Origin of the sequence: uncultured Roseivirga sp. (assembly GCF_963973945.1) — a bacterium.
GTDB lineage: Bacteria > Bacteroidota > Bacteroidia > Cytophagales > Cyclobacteriaceae > Roseivirga.
Genome location: NZ_CAXBBV010000001.1, coordinates 804,171 through 823,946 on the forward strand (window position 1 = coordinate 804,171; position 19,776 = coordinate 823,946).

Sequence of the window (19,776 nt, forward strand, 5' to 3'; positions counted from 1 at the left end):
AAAACAGTGCCAAGAGTTTATTTCTTGCCTATAGAAGCAAAAGTGTTGGTTTTTTTATTATAAAACAATAAGAATCCAAAGGAAATTATTCTCAAATTGAAAACCTTTTCCCAATTTAAGACTCTGGTTTTTCTAATTGCCACCCAAACTTCAATTGGGTTTAAATATTGTATGTAGGTGAACTAGCGTACCTTTATATCGTATTAAAGGCTAATGCAGGTTTCTACAATGTCAGGTCCGTTTTCTGTTTTTAAATACCTCAAAATGGTAAGAGGCCTTAACCTTATTATTGTAGGGCTTACGCAATATTTTACGGCCATTTTTTTGCTCCACAAAGGATTTACTTGGGAGCTGTTGAGTGATGAGAAATTCTTTTTGTTAGTACTCTCCACAGTGGTTATTACCAGTGCTGGCTATTTAATCAATGACTATTATGATGTAAAAATCGATTACATAAACCGGCCCGACAGGGTCATGGTTGGTAAAAGCCTAAAAAGAAGGTGGATAATTATTGGACATACCGCTTTGAATTTTTTAGGAATCGGAATTGGTTTCTATGTCTCTCCAATCATAGGTATCATTAATTTTATGGCGGCCTTCCTTCTTTGGCTTTATTCTAACCAACTTAAAAGGCTACCCTTTATTGGTAATTTAACTATTGCTATTCTTACAGGAACAACACTTTTTTTAGTTGGGCAATACTTTCGTGAGCGAGAGTACTTGGTTTTGTGTTACGCCATATTCGCTGGTTTTATAACGCTCATTAGAGAGATTATCAAGGATATGGAAGATTTAAAAGGAGATGAAAGGTTTGGTTGTAAAACCCTTCCAATAGTTTTTGGAATTGCTCAAACAAAGAAAATCATATATGTGATCTCTTTGGTTTTTTGTATAGTCGTCTTTTTATTAATGATTTCTGTAAATATTGTTCTCCCAATCACGCTTTCAGTTGTAATGATTTTCCTCATATTTGAGCTTTTAAAAGCTGATAAGGTAAAGGATTACCATAGGCTCAGTACATTTTGTAAAGTTATTATGCTGATGGGTATTATCAGTATGGTTTGGATATGAACAAAAAACGGATAGCAGTTTTTGCCTCTGGCAACGGCACCAATGCCGAAAAAATATTTGAGAATTTCAAAAATCACGACCAAGTTGAGGTTGTGCTTTTGTTGAGCAATAAAAAGGATGCGGGTGTTTTAGATAGGGCTAAAAAGTTTGACATTCCCAGTTTGTCTTTTTCTCGACAAGAATTTTATGATAGCCAATCTGTTTTGCAGGTATTACATGGTCACCAAGTTGATTTTGTGGTACTAGCAGGCTTTATGTGGTTGGTTCCCTCTTATTTGGTTGACGCCTTTCCGAATAAAATTGTGAATATTCACCCTGCACTTTTGCCTAAGTTCGGAGGCAAAGGAATGTACGGAATGCATGTGCATGAGGCGGTGAAGGCCGCTGGTGAAAAAGAGACTGGCATTACTATTCACTTGGTGAACCAACATTATGATGAAGGCTCAGTACTTGCTCAATTTTCTTGTGATATTGAACCAAACGACTCATCAGAAAAAATCGCAAAAAAGGTTCAGGTGTTAGAACATGAAAAATATCCAAAAGTGATTGAGAATCTAGTTCTTAATAAGTTCTAAAATGCCTAGTTTTGCGACTTAATTAAAAATCAACCTAAATGTCGCAGGTTAAGATTCAATCCGCATTAATTTCAGTTTTTCATAAAGATAACCTTGCTCCAATTGTTGAGAAATTGGGAGCATTAGGTGTTCAAATTTATTCAACAGGAGGTACCCAAACTTTTATTGAAGAATTGGGAGTTCCCGTAACGGCTGTAGAAGACCTTACAAGCTACCCATCGATTTTCGGAGGTAGGGTAAAGACCCTTCACCCAAAAGTATTTGGTGGGATTTTGCATAGGAGAGATAACTCTGACGACTTAAAACAAGCAAAGGAATTTGAAATTCCTTCTATTGATTTGGTGATTGTAGACTTGTATCCTTTTGAGGCTACAGTAGCTTCAGGAGCACCAGAACAAGATATTATTGAGAAAATAGACATCGGTGGAATTTCATTGATTAGAGCTGCAGCCAAGAATTTTAAAGATGTGGTAATTGTTTCGTCAAGAGAGCAATACCCTACCTTGGAGAAACTGCTTCATGAGAAAAACGGTAGCACTGATCTTTCAGATAGAAAAGCTTTTGCGGCTCAAGCCTTTGACGTATCGTCTCATTATGATACAGCAATTTTCAATTATTTTAATCAAGACGAGACCCTTGAAAGGTTTAAGGTGAGCCAAACGGAAGGACAAACCTTGCGCTACGGAGAAAACCCACATCAGAAAGGTCAGTTCTTTGGCCCACTTGACGAGCTTTTCGAAAAATTAAATGGAAAAGAACTTTCTTATAACAACTTGGTAGATGTTGATGCTGCCGTAAGTTTAATCGAGGAATTTTCTAACGATGAAAAGGCTTTTGCCATTTTAAAACATACCAACGCTTGTGGCGTTGCTACTGGTAGCACCGTGAAAGAGGCATACTTAAAAGCCTTTGCTGCCGATACAGTAAGTGCTTTTGGCGGAGTGTTGGTAAGTAACCAACCAATTGATTTGGCGGCTGCGGAAGAGTTGAATACACTTTTCTTCGAAGTATTAATTGCCCCAGCGTTTGATACCGATGCTCTTGAGTTACTAAAAGGTAAAAAGAATCGAATTTTACTAGTAAAGAAACAAGCTTTAAACACTAAAAAGCAGTTTAAAAGTTTATTAAATGGCGTTATTGTTCAGGACAGAGATTTAGTAACTGATCAAATTTCTGACTTCAAACAAGTAACAAAGAAAGCCACCTCTGATGCCGAAAATCAGGCCTTAGCTTTTGCGAGCAAAATTTGTAAACACACTAAATCGAACACCATTATTTTAGCAAAAGATGGTCAAATGCTTTCTAGCGGTGTAGGTCAAACATCGAGGGTCGATGCTTTGAAGCAAGCCATTGAAAAGGCCAAAGTTTTTGGTTTTGATTTGAATGGAGCTGTAATGGCTTCAGATGCTTTTTTTCCATTCCCCGATTGCGTAGAAATAGCCAAGAACGAGGGTATTGTTGCGGTAATTCAACCTGGAGGTTCTATTAAGGATGATCTTTCAATTGAGTTTTGCGATAAAAACAGCATGGCGATGGTGTTTACAGGCACTCGTCATTTTAAACATTAAAAGAATTTTTCAACCCTTAGATAATTGCGAGTTATTCGTAACTTTCAAGGATATAAAATATAGGAGACAAGACTGGATATGGGGTTTTTCGACTTTCTTACAAGTGACATTGCAATTGACTTGGGTACAGCAAATACCCTTATCATACATAAAGATAAAATCGTTGTAGACGAACCGTCTATCATTGCTATAGATAGAAACACAAATAAGGTGTTGGCTATTGGAAAGGACGCGATGAACATGCATGAAAAAACGCATGAAAACATTAAAACCATTCGTCCTTTGAAGGATGGCGTAATTGCGGATTTCGAAGCTGCCGAGCTAATGATCAAGGGAATGATCAAAATGATTGATTTGAAACGAAGAAGCTTTATGCCGTCATCGCATCGAATGGTCATTTGTATTCCTTCTGGAATTACTGAAGTAGAAAAAAGAGCGGTTCGCGATTCGGCCGAACATGCCAACGCCAAAGAGGTGTACATGATTTACGAACCAATTGCTGCGGCCATTGGAACAGGAATTAAAATTGACGAGCCTATGGGCTCAATGATTGTAGATATTGGGGGAGGAACAACAGAGATTGCAGTAATCGCCCTTTCTGGAATCGTTTGTGACCAATCGATCAGAGTAGCAGGAGACACCTTTACCAAGGATATTCTTGATTACATGAGGAGACAGCATAATCTTTTGATTGGAGAACGATCTGCTGAAAAGGTAAAGATTGCCATTGGATCTGCCTTAACAGAATTAGATGATGCACCAGACGACTACGAAATCCGAGGACGTGATTTAATGACTGGAATTCCAAAGGTGATTAAAATCTCTTATTCCGAAATTGCCTTTGCGCTAGATAAATCTGTTTCTAAAATTGAAGAGGCAGTGCTAAAAGCCCTTGAAATTTCTCCACCAGAACTTTCTGCCGATATTTATGATCGCGGAATTCACCTCACAGGTGGTGGTGCAATGCTTAAAGGTTTGGACAGGCGTTTGGCTTTGAAAACCAAATTACCAATTCACATTGCAGACGATCCGTTAAGAGCGGTAGTGCGTGGAACTGGTGAGGCCTTGAAAAACATTGATCAATACAGAGCGGTGTTAATGACTTGATAATGAATGGGTCAGTTATTTGTTTTTCTTTATAAGTACCGAGCTTTTTTTACATTTCTAACACTGGAGTTGCTATGTATTTGGATGATTGTTCGAAACAACAATTACCAAAGGGCGGCATACTTCAGTGCAGCTTCTGGTTTTGTTGGAAACATCAATGAAAGGACAAATAATATCAGCGACTACTTCAGCCTGAAAAAAGTGAACAGCGACTTAGCGGAAGAGAACGCTATGTTAAGAGCGCTTCTTTTAAGGGTAACAGAAACTCCGATAGATTCCCTTAAAACTTTTGATATTGACACCGATACTACTGACGCTATCCATTATAAATTAATTGCAGCTGAAATAGTAGATAATTCTATCCGTCTAAGCCATAACTTCTTTAAAATTAATAAAGGAAGCAAAGACGGGATTCAACCTGGGATGGGTGTGATTAGCCAGAAAGGTGTGGTTGGTAAAATTAGATCAGTTTCTAAAAACTATTCCAGCGGTATTTCCCTACTCAACTCCAGAAATCAAGTTTCAGCTAAACTTAAAAACTCCAACAGAACGGCTACTATTCAGTGGGATGGTGACGGCCGTAATCCAAGGATAGCAAAACTCTTATACATTACTCGAGAAGATGATGTGAATGTCGGAGACACTGTTGTGACTTCTAGCTTTAATGCTGTTTACCCAAAGGACATCATGATTGGAACCGTGGCCAGTGTCAAACCCGACCAAAATCAGCGTGATTTAGAAATTGAAGTAGCCCTAAGTGTTGACTTTGGAACCTTGGCTTATGTCTATGTTATTGAGAATATATATAAGAACGAAGAGGATTCTGTTTCTATCAACAACCCCATAGATTTTAATGAGTAGAAACCTGATCATATTGACTTTTACGGCAATAGTACTGATGCTTCTTCAGGTGCTTATCCTAAAATACTTTGTGCTTTTTGGTATTGGATTTTGTTTTCTGTACCTCATGTTTTTGCTTTTTCTACCATTAGAAATCGGCTTTGCTTCGGCCATGGTCATTGGCTTAATCGCTGGCCTAATCGTAGATTTATTTTATAACACACTCGGTATACATGCCTTCGCATGCGTTCTCATTATGTTCCTTCGTCCTTATTGGATGAAATGGAGCAAACCCAGAAGTGGCTACGAAGTCAATGACTTACCCATGATTACCAATTATGGGCTTGGTTGGTTTGTGATTTATGCGTTACCGCTCATCTTTATTCACACCCTCACCGTATTCTTAATTGAATCAGGAGGAAATCAGTTAATGGGCTTATCAATTCTTAAATCTATTGTTACAACCCTCATTTCGCTGGTTTTTATGATCGCTATTCAGTATCTTTTTTACTCTAAGGCGAAGCGGTAATGTGGGACAACAGAAGGTATATTATACAAGGGGCATTTATTTTGATTGGATTGATCTTTTTGATCAAGCTGTTTGCCATTCAAGTATTAGATAAAGATTATACCGTAAGAGCAGAGCGAAATATCATTCAGCCTATTGTCCAATACCCTTTCCGCGGACTTATTTACGATAGAAACAAAGAGCTCATTGTTTATAATGAACCTGTCTATGACCTTATGGTCGTTCCTAAAGATGTTTCTATTGCCGATACCACAGAGTTTTGTGAGTTGTTGGGAATTGAAAAGGAGGTTTTTCTAGAGAACATGAGGATAGCTAAGACTCTTCCACGCGGAAGACCATCCGTATTTCTAAAGAAAATATCGCATGAGGAATATGGCAAGATTCAAGACTTGCTGTATAAGTTCAGCGGATTTTTTGTAAACCCAAGAACAGTCAGAGGATACACTTCTCCAATTTTGGCCAACGAGTTGGGCTACACGGGCGAAATTAGCAGGCGTCAATTAGACAGAGATACAACAGGCTACTACAGATCTGGTGATAATATTGGAATTACTGGTTTAGAAGAGCAGTATGAAAGACTGTTGAGCGGGAAAAGGGGAGTAAACTATAAACAAGTAAATGTAAGAGGCATAGAAAAGGGCTCGTTCAAGGATGGTGCTCTCGATACTGCATCTGTACCTGGCACAAACTTGATTACCACTTTCGACCTTGAGTTGCAGACCTATGCCGAGAAACTTTTAGAAGGAAAAACTGGTAGCATAGTGGCTATTGATCCTTCTACAGGAGAAGTATTGGTTATGGCCACTGCCCCTACTTATGAGCCTAAAATGCTTTCTGGAAGAGAGTTTGGAAAGAACTTTAGCCAAATAGCTTTAGATAGCTCCAAGCTTTTATTCAATAGAGCACATATGGCCACCTACCCTGCGGGCTCTGTGTTTAAAACCGTGCAAGCACTTATTGCCTTAGATGAAGGCGTTATTAGGGCAGATGAGCAAATCTTTGTCAACTTAAATGGAATTGGAGACCATGCTCCAGCAGGTTACTATGATGTAGCCAGAGGAATAGAGAAATCTTCAAACAACTATTTTCTCGAGGTAATGAGAAGGGTAGTAAATCAGAAAAAAGACCCAAGTATTTTTACCGATTCTCGAATAGGTTTGGCCATATGGGCAGAGGCAGTAAAGAAGTTTGGTTTTGGTGCTCCACTTGGAATTGATATTCCCGGTGAGGCTTCTGGCTTGGTGCCTGATGTAGCCCATTATGATAAGATGTATAAAAATAAAGATTGGGCTTATAGTACCATTAAGTCCTTATCAATAGGTCAAGGAGAGATTTTAGTAACACCTCTACAAGTAGCTAACCTAGCGGCTATTATTGCCAATAGAGGCCATTACATTCAACCACATTTGGTGAAGGGTTTTGAAAAGGACGGAATTGTAACTTTGAAACAGTTTGAGAAGAACTTTACAGGAAAGGGAACGGATTATTATCCTGCGATTATTGAAGGTATGAAACTGTCAGCTAAAGGCACTTTTAGGTCGTTAATCAAAGATATTACGATTGCCAGCAAAACGGGAACTGCTGAGAATGGAGCGAAAGACGAGGCCTTAGACCATTCCGTATTTATGGCTTTTGCACCAGTGGCTGACCCAAAAATCGCTATTGCGGTGTATATCGAAAATGCGGGTTGGGGTGGACGAGCTGCCGCTACCACAGCCAGTTTAGTAATGGAAATGTATCTTAAAGGGGCTCTTGATAAGAGTTCTCAATACAAAGAGGAATACGTTCTCAAGGGTGACTTCTTGGATGAAGAGCAGAAGAAGGAAATTGAGAGAAAGAAATTGGAAAAGGCGAGAAAGAACGCTTTAGTGCAGCATTGAGGAAAAGAGACTCCATATTAAAAAACCTAGATTGGCCTATTGTTTTCCTGTACATCATTCTCGTGATTATGGGTTGGTTCAATATTTTTGCATCAGTTTATGATCCCGAAACCGCATTCAATATTTTTGATATAGACCTAAGCTCAGGCAGACAGCTTTTGTTTATTGGCGGTTCTGTAATCCTGATTATCGTTATTTTACTTTTAGACTTTCGTATTTACGAGTCTTTTGCCCCCTACCTCTATATTTTATTTATCCTTTTGTTGATGGGAGTTTTAGTTTTCGGAGCTAAAATTAACGGGGCAAGAGCTTGGTTCGACTTGGGCATTTTTCGATTACAGCCTTCAGAATTTACCAAGCTAGCCACCGCCCTTTTGCTGGCTAGGTATATTTCTAATAACAATGTTAAGCTTACAGAATTTAAACATCAGCTGATAGCCCTGTTTATCATTTTCTTACCCGTTGGGTTTATTATGCTTCAACCTGACTTGGGTTCATCTTTGGTGTTCTTTGCTTTCGTTCTCCCTCTTTTTAGAGAAGGCTTACCCGCTATTTATTTAATTGTAGCAGGAGCTTTCGCTTTGGTTGGTGTATTGACAATTTTATTGCCTATCCATATCATAATTATTATAGTGTTAGTTGTAGGCGTTATTTGGGTTTTGGTTACCTCAAGATCAGTTTCCAATATTGTGCTTACCTCGTTGTTGATACTTTTGAGTGTCGGCTTTTCGTATGGCTTCGGCTATGCTTTCGAAAACCTAGTACCGAAGTATCAGAAAGACAGAATACTTGTCATTTTCGATTCAACTGCGGTAGACCCTCTGGGAGCTGGCTATAACTTAAATCAATCTAAAATTGCCATTGGATCAGGCGGATTTTCAGGAAAAGGCTTTTTAGAGGGAACGCAAACCAAATATGGCTATGTACCAGAACAAAGTACCGACTTTATTTTTAGCACACTGGCCGAAGAGCACGGGTGGTTAGGAAGTTTCATTGTGATTGCCCTGTTTGTAGTTTTGATGATTAGAATAACCATAATTGCTGAAAGGCAGAAGTTTAAATTTGCACGGTTTTATGGCTATGCGGTGGCCTCTATTATCTTTTTCCACTTCACCATAAATATCGCCATGACCATCGGCCTGTTTCCTGTGGTGGGTATTCCACTGCCATTTTTTAGCTATGGGGGCTCATCTCTTTGGTCATTTACCATAATGCTCTTTGTGCTCCTTAAAATGGATATGCACAGAACTCAGGTGCTTTCTAGGTGATCCGTTCCTAAACCTTTACCGTTTTTTGGAATGAATACTCTGATTATTTAATAAATCTGTATCCTTTTTTTCGAAGTTCACTTGGGTCGGTTATTATTACTTCCGTGGTAATTTTTGTGGCCTCATAGTAGCTTTTAACATCACCTGATTCGTCTAATAGATCAATTCTTAGTGGGAGTCCTTTACTCAGTTCTCTTACTGAGGAAACGCTACTCAAGTCTGCTGTAATACTCGCTATTTTGTCCAAGTTCTCAAACTCTAAGTCTCCCGCAATCCAATGCCAACCAAGGGTTGTTCGACCGTATTCTGTATTGTACTTTTCGATTATGTATTTTCTACATCGGTAGCCTTGAATCTCTCTAAACTCTTCTGTTTCTATGATTTTATCAGGCCTTGCACTACTTGTTTTAGGTTCAGCACCCAACCTCTTCATGGTTCTTTCTTTGTGGGAAATCGAGAGTCTTTCTTTTGTTGAAAATAGAATCAGCAAATCACCGAGGTTTAACATAGCGTTAGTGCTTAGGAGTGTTTTTTCATAAGCGTTATCACTGAAAATGTGTTTTTCTTGCCAAAATATTTGACCACTTCTGAAATAGTTGTACTCAATACTGCCTTCAAATGAGTCGGTTTGAGCTAGAACGGAGTGATTATAAAAACCAATTATGGAGAGTATTAAAAGTATCTTTTTCATCTTTCTTTTTTGATTTTCTGTGGTCAAGTTCTAAATGTAACGCACCTACTTTTTAGTGTTTTGAATGGTTCTTGTAATCAGATTCTCTACTTGAGTTGAAGAGGGTCTTGGTGCGTTGAGGTGAATTATTTCTCCCTTGCTGTCTAAAAGTAAATACCTAGGAATTGAATTGAGGTTGAGTTGTTCAAAGAGCTTTGTGCCTATTCCCTGCTTAATAATGTAGCTATTCTCTTTGGTGCCGTATTTCTGAATTACACTTAGCCATTTTTCGTAATCATCATCTACTGAAATATGAATGTACATAAACTCTGACGGATGGTACTTTGCTATAAGTGCTTCTATATATGGAAATTGCTGATAGCACGGAAGGCACCAAGTAGCCCAAAAATCTAGGTAAATAACCTTTCCTCTATTGACTTTAATTAGCTCTTCCAACCCTATTTCCTTTTGATCAGAGTCAATTAGCCTCGAAGATAAATCAAGCGCTTTTGGATTAATTTTACTGGAATTATAGTACGCTTTGAACGCAGTATCATTGTGGTTTTGGCTGTATTGATCAACCATCATTGTTTCCTCTTCAACCGATAGTTTGGGAAGGTTCTCAAGCAATGCTATTCGACTAATTATTGTTTTTTCTATTGCCGAAATACTTTGATTGGTCAGAATAGGCGGAAGCACATGATAAAGGTCTTCTTTGGTGTAAATGGGTTGAGGTGGAGCGAAATTTTTAGTGTAGATGGTGGTCATTAATTCGCGGTACTCAAATGCATGATGAATCAGTTGAATAGAGTCTTCATCATAAATAGTGGAGAGGAAGAATGAATCGAGCGGAAAGGGATTTTTATTAACAATATCATTTGCATTGAGTAAAACCTTGAACTTATCAAGTTCATTCAACCAAGTGTAGTAATAGTAGGCTTTTACAGTAAGTCTTTGTTCCCTTAGCAAGGAGTCAAGTAAGTCTGCCTCTTTGCTGATCTCTATCAAAGCCTTCTCCCTTAAGTTAAGAATGTCTTTGTTTAGCTCTTCATCCTCATTTTGGGGTTGAATTTTGTTTTGATCGGAGTTCTTAAAATTTAAGAAATCGTAAAAATAAGATTCACTTGAAATCGTATTTGAAAAGAGTGCTGAGTCTCTAAACGCTATATAATCGAAGATTTGATTGCTAGGTTGAAAATAGAAAGGAATACTATCGGGAAGGATATTCAGTTTTTGCGAACCGAAGAGCGAAAGGTTTTGACTCTTTCGGTTATAGGATGCTTGGATAGACAAAGCTTTATCGAGAGGGGAGATACTTTTTATACTCCCGTTATCTGTTGAGTCAAAGCGTATCTCTTCCTCCAATAAGTCATCGTTGATATAATGAAACTTTAAAGCTCCTTTGCGAATAAGTGATATGATTGCTTGGTCAGAGAACTGAAGTACAATGGCCTTTTCGCTGTGGTTAACAGTAGCTTTTTTGCATGAACTAACTGTGACAAAAAGAACAAGAATTAAAAGGGAGTACCTCATATTTTTTGAGGAGTTAGTTCGAGGATTTTTTGATAAACTGCTGGTATAAGGGCTGCTTATTTTTTAAGCTTTCCTTTACCCAATCGGGTAGCGGAATCGGGTAACTTTCCCAAAATCCTGAATTGTAAGGTAATTCGGGTAAGCTATTATTTCTTGGAGTAATTTCCTTGAATTTGATTTTTTTGAAGTCATCCGTATGCACGTTTGGAAATTCTATATAATGAATTTCCATTTCGTCATCGTCCGAATTTCTGTTGATAAAACGAGGGCTAACGCTCTTAATGGATTTGGGATAATAGCGACCTTCTACCTTCTGAAATTTGACTTCAACATCATTCATAAGATGTTCTTGGTTGTATTGAAATCGCCTAAATTCCAAAATAGCATAGTCCCTCAGATCAATTTTAATGGAGGTGCTGCCCCAAAGCGTTGGGTAAGAAATATGACATATGGAATCGTTGAATTCTAAAATCTCGAACTTTTTGTTTTCTATATTTTTAAATGAACCAAATACAGTTGATGGGTTATTAAAAAGGCGAATGTAGTTTCTTTCGTAAACGTTCTGAATAGGGTTAACGGGAGCCTCTTTAACAGGGCTTACTCTATTGAAAAACCGAATGGCAGTACTGTCTATATTTCCTGAATCGGTGGTTTCCCTTTTCTCATTCAGCTTTATCTTAACGTTATCCTTGGCGGGTTTTTTATACCCAGCATCTTGTAGCGAGAAGTCAGCTTCGGTAACCTTGGTTATCTTATCTCCTTCCGTAAAAAGGGATCTATAATAGCCATCTAGCATATGCGCACGGTTGGGGTAATTCGTGCCAAAGAGGTCGAATGTTTTTTCGAGTATTGGAAGTATTTCGATCTTTTTTCCTTCAACAATAAAGTCTTTGAGGATGATTGCGTTAGGAGAAAGCTCAATTTTAAAAGGAATGTCTGTATATGAAATGTCCTTTAAAGGAATCAACACCTGTTGGTAACCTAACACCGAAACCAATAGCCTATCGTTGAGAAAAGAACTATCAAATGATAGGCTGAAAACTCCAGTTGAATCGACCAATTTACCGATGTGGTTATTTTCCTGCAAAAACACGATGACGTTTTCTATCGGTTGCTGATTGGCTTTATCGACAATAAAGGCCTTTAATGTGATTTTGTTAGCCTCTTGGGCTTGAGCGAAAGTCACAATAAAAGCATATAGCAGAAGTGCGATGGCCTTTTTCATATTGCATCAGTCATGAGGAATATATTTCTCCAAAATTGTTTTAATATTCGGATCCTTTGGCCCAGGGGCATCGGATTCTACTAATTTTCCATTGGTATCAATAATCAGGTACCTAGGGATGGTTTGGATTTTTAGGCTTTGAACCCAATCTGAATTTTTGTGATTTAAAGACAGGTAACTGTTTTCCAGATTGCTTAAACCATATCGTTCAGCGGCCTTTTTCCAAGCGCTTTGGTCGTTGTCGGAAGAGAGGTAAACGAAAATGATATTCTCGTTCGCATACTCATTTCTAAGCGCTTCCGCATATGGCATGGCCTCTATACATGGAGCGCACCAGCTGGCCCAATAATCGATGTAGATTACTTTGCCTTTGTTCTCAATTAAAATATCTTGAAATCTAATTACACTACCATCTGCTTTTAACAAGTTCAACCCAACTTTCTCACTAATTTGTTGCTCATAACCCAAAAGGAATTGGGCGGTAAACTCTTGTAAAAAAGTAGAGTCCTGATAAGTCATCATATACTCATTCAGGTAATCGGAGATTTCTACATACGGCTCCTTATATTCGACCATTTTAAATAACGATGTTTCTCTACCTAATTTCAAAAGTTCTCCTTCAGGCATATGGTTGGGAAGTTTATCGTAAGCCTCTTTGTAATTGATGTATTCCATTGACCTACTCCGATCAGTTTTACCTTCTAGCACTACCTGTATGATGAAATTTTGAAAATACCCCATGCCAAAACGACTGTTCACTATAGACTCATCTGTGAACATAGTAGAAGCAAAAGCCTTGTCTTTGATTTCTTCACTTTTTGTCCAACGCAGAAGGCTCATTAGTCTATAAAAGGCCTTTCTTTTTTCTAAATCCAGCCTAAGGTCCTCCCAATCACTTGAGCGTGAAACCCCTTCTTCTAATATTATTTGTTCCGAAAGCTCACCTAACAGGCCGTCAACAAGTAAGTTAAACGCGTCTGGGTTGCTCTTTAGCAGCTTCTTATTGAGAGTGTGCGGAAACCCAAGGTTAATTTTCTCAAAACCTGAGTTGATCTCCATAGGTTTAAACTTGTTGTTTGAGATCATGAATAACCTATATAGAGAGTCGAGGTACGTCTGTTTAGCACCTGATGTTGAAATGCTCTTTTTACCACCACTTAATTGAAAGGCTTCTCCACTTTGCGGCAGCAGAATGCGAATTGAGTCACCTTTGGTCACATAAAGTGTATCGCTATAAATGCTCTTATGGCTTACTAGAACTACTTCCGGCTGATATATAGGAAAGGTAAGGGTGTCTTTTCCTTGGTAAGCATAATAGTCTGCCTCAAGGCTGTCGGCCATACTTCTAAAAAACCTGATTCTGATGGGCGAATCGCTATAGTTATCAACGAAAAAAACGACTTCATTTTTTTCAGGAATGATTATCTCTTCAATAACGGCCTTCTGCTTACAACCAAAGCTCAAGCAAATGATAAATGATAAACTCAGCTTATTGATAACTTCCATATTGAATTAATTTTTTTCGTTGCTTTAAAAGCACACAGCATTTAAAGTACTTCTTAATGTTTTGGGAAGATAAAACTAAAAAATAAGTTATCAAGTGAATTCGTTTTTGATGTTGGCACTTTACTTACATCTTTGATGATTAAACCTCAATTCTTTATTGCCCTTAGCAAAGCAGTTAAAAATCCCTTAGCTTTCTTTTATGAAAGTACTGTTTATCCAAGTAGGAGGGACTATTGATAAGGACTATCCAAAAGTAAATAAAGGTTATGCCTTTGAGATAGGTGAACCTGCCATTTCACGAATTCTAGAACGGAATTTTTTAGGCTTTGATTATGAAATTGTAAGCCTCATGAAAAAGGACAGCCTTGATATGACGGATCAAGATAGAAGCCAGATTCGGGACTTTTGTAATAAGTCTGAGTATACAAAAATTGTCGTTACACATGGGTCAGATACACTAGTAGAAACCGCCAAAACTATTGGGCAGATCAGAGGAAAAACCATTGTACTTACTGCAGCGTATAGGCCTGAAAGATTTTCGAACTCCGATGCAGACTTCAATGTTGGAGTGGCGGTAGGCGCCCTCAGTAATATATTAGAAGGCACGTTTATTGCCATGAATGGGCTGCTGATTCACCCAGACCGATGTTATAAAAATGAAAAAACAGGAAGGTTTGAACAGCTCTAATACTATATTTAAGACCAAGAATTTTAAAAAGATGAAGAAATATACAATATGGATGATTCTCTTGTTCGTTGGCCTTCAGGGCTATGCGCAACAAGGTGTATTAAGTATCCCTCCAAAAAACTGGTTCAACCTAGACCCAGTAGAAAACAAGGTAAATGGAGTAAGCAGCGAAAAAGCTTACAATGAGTTATTGAAAGGAAAAACTTCCAAAAAAGTACTGGTGGCAGTTATCGACTCAGGTATAGATATCGAGCACGAAGACCTTAAGGATGTGATTTGGACTAACCCAGGCGAAATCCCAAACAATGGTATTGACGATGACAATAATGGTTTTATTGACGATGTGCACGGTTGGAATTTCATAGGAGGTAAAGACGGCCGCAATGTGGGCAAAGACAGCTATGAAGTAACGCGCTACTATAAAATTCTTAGTAAGAAATATGAAGGCAAAGAGCTGAAAGACATCGATAAAAAGGATAGAGAAGAGTTTATTACTTGGCAAAAAGTAAAAGGTGAATTCGAAGAAGCATATGGAAAGGCACAAATGGAGTTTGAGCAGTATGGAAGCTTGGCTCGTCAGATTGAGCGCTTCAATAAATTGTTTGAAGCCTATTTGGATGTTGAAGAGGTAACAGCCAAAACTTTGCAAGAAATAGATTCAGACGATGCTGTAATTGATTTAGGTAAGAACTATATGAGTCAAATATTACAAGCTGTTGATGGAGAAGTATCGCTTGACAGTGTTTTAGTATTGATTAATATGGACCTGAAGGAGTTAGAGGCCAATGCTACGATTTCTTATGATTTAAATTTCGACTCTCGAGAAATTGTGGGCGATGACCCAAATAAACTCGATGAGAAAGGTTACGGTAATAACGATGTGAGCGGTAAAGGAACAGATAATTTTCATGGTACTCATGTGGCTGGAATTATTGCCGCCAGCAGAGGCAACGATATGGGAATTGATGGTGTGGCTAGCAACGTGAGTATTATGGCAATTAGGGTTGTGCCCGATGGCGATGAGCATGATAAGGATGTAGCAAATGGTATTCGCTATGCAGTAGATAATGGCGCCCAAATTATTAACATGAGTTTTGGAAAAGCCTACTCTCCCAATCTTCAATATGTGTATGAAGCCATTGAATATGCCAATTCGAAAGGCGTTTTATTAGTGCATGCTGCAGGAAATAGCGGAGAAGATATTGACGAGGCGAATAACTTTCCAAACGATAAATTTGGCAAAAGTGGCGATTGGTCAAACTGGATTGAAGTGGGAGCTTCTTCATGGGGCGGAGATGGCCAATTTGTAGGTAGCTTTAGTAATTACGGAGATAAAACGGTAGATCTATTTGCGCCAGGCGTAGCCATATATTCAACCGCTCCAAATAATGACTACCAAGATGCCCAAGGAACAAGTATGGCATCGCCTGTAACCGCTGGTGTGGCAGCTATGCTTTTATCTTATTTCCCCGATTTAAAGGCAGATCAACTTAAAGATATTTTGATGAAGTCTGTTCGCAAGCTGGACGGTGTTAAAGTAACCAAGCCAGGAACATTCGATCAAGAAGTGAATTTCTCAAAACTGTCAAAATCAGGCGGAATTATCAATGCTTATGAAGCTGTGAAAATGGCTGAATCTATGAAAGTAGGTAAGAAGAAATAGAGGTTCGCTAAAATACACAATGTACAAAAAAGGGCACTTGAATTATTCTCAAGCGCCCTTTTTGATTTCTAATGATACTCTATTTCTCAAGAATCAATTTTCTATGTAAAAAGAAGGAGGAAATAAAGCCAACACCTAACATTAAGAAGATAGTGAAAAAGTAAGCGCCTGGGTGGTCATTTGACCTATAACGATCGAATTGAATATTTGACTCGCTCATGTTACTGAGCAGATTGTCTAATAAGTATCCTAATCCAATTCCTAATGAAAGGCACACAAGCAAACAGCCCAGAATTATCGTAAAGAATAAATTTCTCTTTTTCGGTTCTGTCTGAAATAGGCTTGCATCTGCTCCTTTTTCTATGAGCATGGTACGTTCTCTGTGTCTTGTTAGTAAAGAGAAGAATATCAAACCAGCTATACCAAGCCAAAAAATGACCATAAATAATCCAAATATTAAATCTTCATCCATGATGTCTATGTTTTAGGTTTCATTGTTGTGCTCTTATAGATGCACATTCTAAAATTTAGGTTACACCCTGTTCCAAAGTTTAATTTTTAACTTGGTATAAAAACGAATCTCTAAACTTTAATGTAACCTCAAACCCCGCCTTGTAGTCAAACATAAAAAATGAAACCTCAAAATGAACGATATGCAATGGAGCTAATCATCGCGAAAGTAAAAAAAGGCGATGTTGCGGCTTTCAATGTATTGGTTGACGAGCATAAGGCCATGGCTTTTACGCTGGCTTTGCGTTTGTTAAAGTCGAGGGAAGATGCTGAGGAGGTAACACAAGATTCATTTTTAAAAGCCTATAAAAATATAGGTCAGTTTAAAGAAGAAGCTAAATTTTCCACTTGGCTGTATACTATTGTGTATAATACTGCTTTAACCTCTTTGAGAAAGAAAAAGCTAAAGACCACGGAAATTGACGACCTGTCTTCTGAAAACTTGCTTCAGCTGAGTGAGCCAGATTCAGAATGGAGAAGACTTCAAAAAGAAGAAAGGTCTGGTTATATTAAACTGGCCTTGGCGCAACTTTCAAACGATGATCAGGTAGCGATTACGCTGTTTTATCTCAATGAAAATTCGCTCCAAGAAATTTGTGAGATTACGAACTGGGAGCTTTCAAATGTTAAAGTTAGATTGCAGAGGGCCAGAAAAAGATTATTGAGTGCGTTAGAGCATTTATTGGACAAAGAGGTGAGAGAATTATTATGAAAGAGTTCGATCTATCAGATAAAGAATTAAAGGAATTACTACAAATGGAAGGTTTGGAAGAGCCCTCTATGGGTTTCAATCATGCCTTACTTGAAAAAGTAACACAATACGAAAAAACTAAAATCCGACCTGTTTATATTCCTAAATGGCTCAAGGTAGCTTATTTCTCAATTATCATTGTGGCAGTAGGCTTTCTTTTACTCTCCAAAAAGAACATTGATTTAGAAGGGCTTGGTATATCTAAAATTACAGAGCTCTTTACTCTTAATATCGATTTGTCCTTGCTTGTCCTAGGCTTACTTGGGGTGATTGTAGTTTGGATGGCCTTTCTTTTGAACCGATATTTTAAACACCAAGAACTAGAAAGGGCGGTTAAAAAAAGTTAAATACCAATTTTAGCTTAGGGTTATCTATCAATCAAACGTTACTTTGTAACGTGTTCAAAACCATCACTATCGTATGTCTGCTTTTCTTTTGTTTTTGCCTTAGCGCACAGCAACAAGAAACCTATGTATTGAAAGGGCAACTGGTAGACAAAACGACCCTAGAGCCAGTAGTGTTTGCTACGGTTTTGGTGGTAAACAAAAAACAAGGTGTAGCATCTGATAATAATGGGAAGTTCGAATTTCCTGTTCAGCTGAACGATAGCATCAAGATTACCTCCATTGGTTATAAACCCATCACTTTTTCAGTAACAGCTTCATTATTAGAAACTCATCCAGATGGATTATTTATTCAGTTGGAAGAAGGAACCTATCTGCTCGATTCGGTAGTAGTAACCGCTTTCGCGAAAGGCTTTTATCTTAATCGTCCCGAACGCGTACCTATGGATATGGGCTTTGTAGACCCTAACGCACCCAAAACCGATTGGTCTAAACCACAGCTGGAGACTTTAGAGCAAGGAGGTGTTGGTATTTCTGGCTTACTCAATTTCTTGGACAGAAAGTTTATAGAGAAGCGGAAGTTGAATGTGCTGTTGGCCGCTCAGCAAAAAGAAAAAACACAGAAAGAAGCCGTTGAGGCTAAATTCAATAAGGAGTTCGTGAAATTCGTTACGCGAATAGACGACCGCGTGATTGATGAGTTTATGGAATTCTGTAACTTCTACGATATCGAAATCCTTCGTGTCTCAGAATACCAACTGGCACAAAAAGTACTGAACAAGTACGATGCTTTTTTAAGGCGTTGAAACTCGACTTTCTATTTTTTATCCCTCAGGGAAAATAATTTCTCTTTAACACAGACTCCTAAAGAGTATTTTATTTTATACAGGTGCTATGCGCTACTAAAATAAACCGTTTATTTTAGTAATAGAATAAGCAACATCTGAAATCAACGGAATTGAGTGAGTGTTTGAGAGGAAAAAGATGATCGTTTTCAAAAGTTACCAATGCAAATTAGAAGGGTTTGAACCATGAACAATGAATTAAATAAATTTAGCTTCTACAGGACGCCTAATGGTGATGTGATATTAAGTGTAATCATAGAAGATGAAACGGTTTGGCTTACGCAACGGTCAATGTCAGTGCTTTTTGATACTACTCCTCAAAACATAACTACCCATTTAAAAAACATTTTTGAAAGTGCCGAATTGGATGAATTGACAACTTGTAAGGAAATTTTACAAGTTCAGAAAGAGGGTGAACGTGAGGTAAGTCGAAATCAAAAATTTTACAATCTTGATGCAATAATCTCAGTTGGCTATAGGGTAAATTCTGCCAAGGCTACCCAGTTTAGAATTTGGGCTACCAAAACGCTGAAGGAATTTATTATTAAGGGCTTTGTGCTAGACGATAACCGACTAAAGCAAGGAGAGAGCACTTTTGGAAAAGATTATTTTAGAGAGTTATTAGAGCGTGTTCGTTCTATCAGGGCCAGCGAAAGAAGAATTTACCAACAAATCACAGATATTTTTGCGGAATGTAGTATTGATTATAACCCTCAATCAGAAATTACGAAGAGTTTTTACGCGATGGTTCAAAATAAATTTCATTTTGCCATTACTGGAAAAACGGCCGCTGAAATTATCTATGCAACTGCCAATGCTACCAAACAGAATATGGGCTTGACTACCTGGAAAAATGCTCCAGAAGGTAGAATCTTAAAAACCGATACCATCATAGCCAAAAACTACCTTCAAGAAAAAGAGATAAGACGATTGGAGCGCACTGTAACGGGGTACTTTGATTATATCGAAAATTTGATTGAGCAAGAAAACACTTTTACTATGGAAGGTTTGGCAAAGAGCATAGATAAGTTTTTGAACTTTAATGAATTCAAAATTTTAGAAGGCAAGGGAAGGATTTCGCATAGTAAAGCCTTATCCAAAGCAGGAACTGAATACGATCAATTTAACAAGACACAAAAAATCATTTCTGACTTTGATAAAGAAGTTAAGCGATTAAAGGATTTATGATTTTTCAAACAAGAT

General features: G+C 38.0%; 19 protein-coding genes. 14 read left to right on the top strand and 5 right to left on the bottom strand.

Going from position 1 to position 19,776, the window contains the following annotated elements:
- Positions 1-213: 213 nt before the first annotated feature.
- From AAC026_RS03480 to rodA, 8 genes are all read left to right on the top strand, one after another.
- Positions 214-1,071: a geranylgeranylglycerol-phosphate geranylgeranyltransferase gene (locus AAC026_RS03480; protein WP_339695062.1), complete on the top strand. Its 858-nt coding sequence runs from the start codon at positions 214-216 to the stop codon at positions 1,069-1,071.
- A complete protein-coding gene (gene purN / locus AAC026_RS03485) occupies positions 1,068-1,646 on the top strand; it encodes a phosphoribosylglycinamide formyltransferase (protein ID WP_339695064.1) in 579 nt (192 codons plus the stop codon). Before AAC026_RS03480 ends, purN begins: the two co-directional genes overlap by 4 nt.
- 38 nt (positions 1,647-1,684) lie before the next feature.
- On the top strand, positions 1,685-3,214 hold the full coding sequence (purH, locus tag AAC026_RS03490; RefSeq protein WP_339695065.1) for a bifunctional phosphoribosylaminoimidazolecarboxamide formyltransferase/IMP cyclohydrolase: 1,530 nt from the start codon (positions 1,685-1,687) through the stop codon (positions 3,212-3,214).
- 78 nt (positions 3,215-3,292) lie between these two features.
- A complete protein-coding gene (locus AAC026_RS03495) occupies positions 3,293-4,321 on the top strand; it encodes a rod shape-determining protein (protein ID WP_339695067.1) in 1,029 nt (342 codons plus the stop codon).
- 6 nt (positions 4,322-4,327) lie between these two features.
- Positions 4,328-5,182 carry a rod shape-determining protein MreC gene (mreC, locus tag AAC026_RS03500; RefSeq protein ID WP_339695069.1) on the top strand — a complete coding sequence of 285 codons (855 nt, stop codon included), beginning with the start codon at positions 4,328-4,330 and terminating at the stop codon, positions 5,180-5,182.
- Complete coding sequence (gene mreD / locus AAC026_RS03505; protein WP_339695071.1) at positions 5,175-5,690, top strand: rod shape-determining protein MreD; 516 nt, start codon at positions 5,175-5,177, stop codon at positions 5,688-5,690. Before mreC ends, mreD begins: the two co-directional genes overlap by 8 nt.
- Complete coding sequence (locus AAC026_RS03510; protein WP_339695073.1) at positions 5,690-7,570, top strand: penicillin-binding transpeptidase domain-containing protein; 1,881 nt, start codon at positions 5,690-5,692, stop codon at positions 7,568-7,570. Before mreD ends, AAC026_RS03510 begins: the two co-directional genes overlap by 1 nt.
- Complete coding sequence (gene rodA, locus AAC026_RS03515; RefSeq protein ID WP_339695075.1) at positions 7,567-8,838, top strand: rod shape-determining protein RodA; 1,272 nt, start codon at positions 7,567-7,569, stop codon at positions 8,836-8,838. Before AAC026_RS03510 ends, rodA begins: the two co-directional genes overlap by 4 nt.
- A gap of 43 nt (positions 8,839-8,881) precedes the next feature.
- Here rodA and AAC026_RS03520 read toward each other — a convergent pair whose 3' ends face one another.
- The 4 genes from AAC026_RS03520 to AAC026_RS03535 are packed head-to-tail and all read right to left on the bottom strand — an operon-like array spanning position 8,882 to position 13,772.
- Positions 8,882-9,529, bottom strand: coding sequence for a hypothetical protein (locus AAC026_RS03520; RefSeq protein WP_339695077.1), 648 nt, complete (start codon positions 9,527-9,529; stop codon positions 8,882-8,884).
- A 45-nt stretch (positions 9,530-9,574) separates the two neighbouring features.
- Entirely contained in the window at positions 9,575-11,041 is a 1,467-nt protein-coding gene (locus tag AAC026_RS03525) for a TlpA disulfide reductase family protein (RefSeq protein WP_339695079.1), read from the bottom strand.
- 13 nt (positions 11,042-11,054) lie between these two features.
- Complete coding sequence (locus AAC026_RS03530; RefSeq protein ID WP_339695081.1) at positions 11,055-12,266, bottom strand: hypothetical protein; 1,212 nt, start codon at positions 12,264-12,266, stop codon at positions 11,055-11,057.
- A 6-nt stretch (positions 12,267-12,272) separates the two neighbouring features.
- Positions 12,273-13,772 (bottom strand): TlpA disulfide reductase family protein, encoded by a 1,500-nt coding sequence (locus AAC026_RS03535; protein WP_339695082.1) that lies wholly within the window; start codon positions 13,770-13,772, stop codon positions 12,273-12,275.
- A gap of 199 nt (positions 13,773-13,971) precedes the next feature.
- Between AAC026_RS03535 and AAC026_RS03540 the strand changes: the two genes are divergently transcribed.
- Entirely contained in the window at positions 13,972-14,460 is a 489-nt protein-coding gene (locus tag AAC026_RS03540; RefSeq protein WP_339695083.1) for an asparaginase domain-containing protein, read from the top strand.
- Positions 14,461-14,491: 31 nt separating this feature from the next.
- Positions 14,492-16,123 (top strand): S8 family peptidase, encoded by a 1,632-nt coding sequence (locus AAC026_RS03545; RefSeq protein ID WP_339695084.1) that lies wholly within the window; start codon positions 14,492-14,494, stop codon positions 16,121-16,123.
- Between the two features lie 79 nt (positions 16,124-16,202).
- On the opposite strand, the gene AAC026_RS03550 is transcribed toward AAC026_RS03545, so the two are convergent.
- Complete coding sequence (locus AAC026_RS03550; protein WP_339695086.1) at positions 16,203-16,595, bottom strand: DUF6249 domain-containing protein; 393 nt, start codon at positions 16,593-16,595, stop codon at positions 16,203-16,205.
- A 159-nt stretch (positions 16,596-16,754) separates the two neighbouring features.
- Between AAC026_RS03550 and AAC026_RS03555 the strand changes: the two genes are divergently transcribed.
- The 4 genes from AAC026_RS03555 to AAC026_RS03570 all read left to right on the top strand — a co-directional run bounded on the left by AAC026_RS03555 (position 16,755) and on the right by AAC026_RS03570 (position 19,761).
- Positions 16,755-17,345: an RNA polymerase sigma factor gene (locus tag AAC026_RS03555; protein WP_339695088.1), complete on the top strand. Its 591-nt coding sequence runs from the start codon at positions 16,755-16,757 to the stop codon at positions 17,343-17,345.
- Positions 17,342-17,731, top strand: a complete 390-nt coding sequence (locus tag AAC026_RS03560) for a hypothetical protein (RefSeq protein ID WP_339609341.1) — start codon at positions 17,342-17,344, stop codon at positions 17,729-17,731. Before AAC026_RS03555 ends, AAC026_RS03560 begins: the two co-directional genes overlap by 4 nt.
- Positions 17,732-17,781: 50 nt before the next feature.
- Complete coding sequence (locus AAC026_RS03565) at positions 17,782-18,534, top strand: carboxypeptidase-like regulatory domain-containing protein (protein ID WP_339695090.1); 753 nt, start codon at positions 17,782-17,784, stop codon at positions 18,532-18,534.
- 225 nt (positions 18,535-18,759) lie between these two features.
- On the top strand, positions 18,760-19,761 hold the full coding sequence (locus AAC026_RS03570) for a virulence RhuM family protein (RefSeq protein WP_339695092.1): 1,002 nt from the start codon (positions 18,760-18,762) through the stop codon (positions 19,759-19,761).
- Positions 19,762-19,776 lie beyond the last annotated feature (15 nt).

Excerpts from the sequence above, each read along its gene's own strand:
- AAC026_RS03510 (WP_339695073.1), top strand. The coding sequence starts at position 5,690 with ATGTGGGACAACAGAAGGTATATTATACAAGGGGCATTTATTTTGATT.
- AAC026_RS03560 (WP_339609341.1), top strand. The coding sequence starts at position 17,342 with ATGAAAGAGTTCGATCTATCAGATAAAGAATTAAAGGAATTACTACAA.
- AAC026_RS03545 (WP_339695084.1), top strand. The coding sequence starts at position 14,492 with ATGAAGAAATATACAATATGGATGATTCTCTTGTTCGTTGGCCTTCAG.
- AAC026_RS03530 (WP_339695081.1), bottom strand. The coding sequence starts at position 12,266 with ATGAAAAAGGCCATCGCACTTCTGCTATATGCTTTTATTGTGACTTTC.
- purN (WP_339695064.1), top strand. The coding sequence starts at position 1,068 with ATGAACAAAAAACGGATAGCAGTTTTTGCCTCTGGCAACGGCACCAAT.
- AAC026_RS03540 (WP_339695083.1), top strand. The coding sequence starts at position 13,972 with ATGAAAGTACTGTTTATCCAAGTAGGAGGGACTATTGATAAGGACTAT.
- AAC026_RS03535 (WP_339695082.1), bottom strand. The coding sequence starts at position 13,772 with ATGGAAGTTATCAATAAGCTGAGTTTATCATTTATCATTTGCTTGAGC.
- mreD (WP_339695071.1), top strand. The coding sequence starts at position 5,175 with ATGAGTAGAAACCTGATCATATTGACTTTTACGGCAATAGTACTGATG.
- purH (WP_339695065.1), top strand. The coding sequence starts at position 1,685 with ATGTCGCAGGTTAAGATTCAATCCGCATTAATTTCAGTTTTTCATAAA.
- mreC (WP_339695069.1), top strand. The coding sequence starts at position 4,328 with ATGGGTCAGTTATTTGTTTTTCTTTATAAGTACCGAGCTTTTTTTACA.
- AAC026_RS03520 (WP_339695077.1), bottom strand. The coding sequence starts at position 9,529 with ATGAAAAAGATACTTTTAATACTCTCCATAATTGGTTTTTATAATCAC.
- AAC026_RS03570 (WP_339695092.1), top strand. The coding sequence starts at position 18,760 with ATGAACAATGAATTAAATAAATTTAGCTTCTACAGGACGCCTAATGGT.
- AAC026_RS03550 (WP_339695086.1), bottom strand. The coding sequence starts at position 16,595 with ATGGATGAAGATTTAATATTTGGATTATTTATGGTCATTTTTTGGCTT.
- AAC026_RS03480 (WP_339695062.1), top strand. The coding sequence starts at position 214 with ATGCAGGTTTCTACAATGTCAGGTCCGTTTTCTGTTTTTAAATACCTC.
- AAC026_RS03555 (WP_339695088.1), top strand. The coding sequence starts at position 16,755 with ATGAAACCTCAAAATGAACGATATGCAATGGAGCTAATCATCGCGAAA.
- AAC026_RS03525 (WP_339695079.1), bottom strand. The coding sequence starts at position 11,041 with ATGAGGTACTCCCTTTTAATTCTTGTTCTTTTTGTCACAGTTAGTTCA.
- AAC026_RS03495 (WP_339695067.1), top strand. The coding sequence starts at position 3,293 with ATGGGGTTTTTCGACTTTCTTACAAGTGACATTGCAATTGACTTGGGT.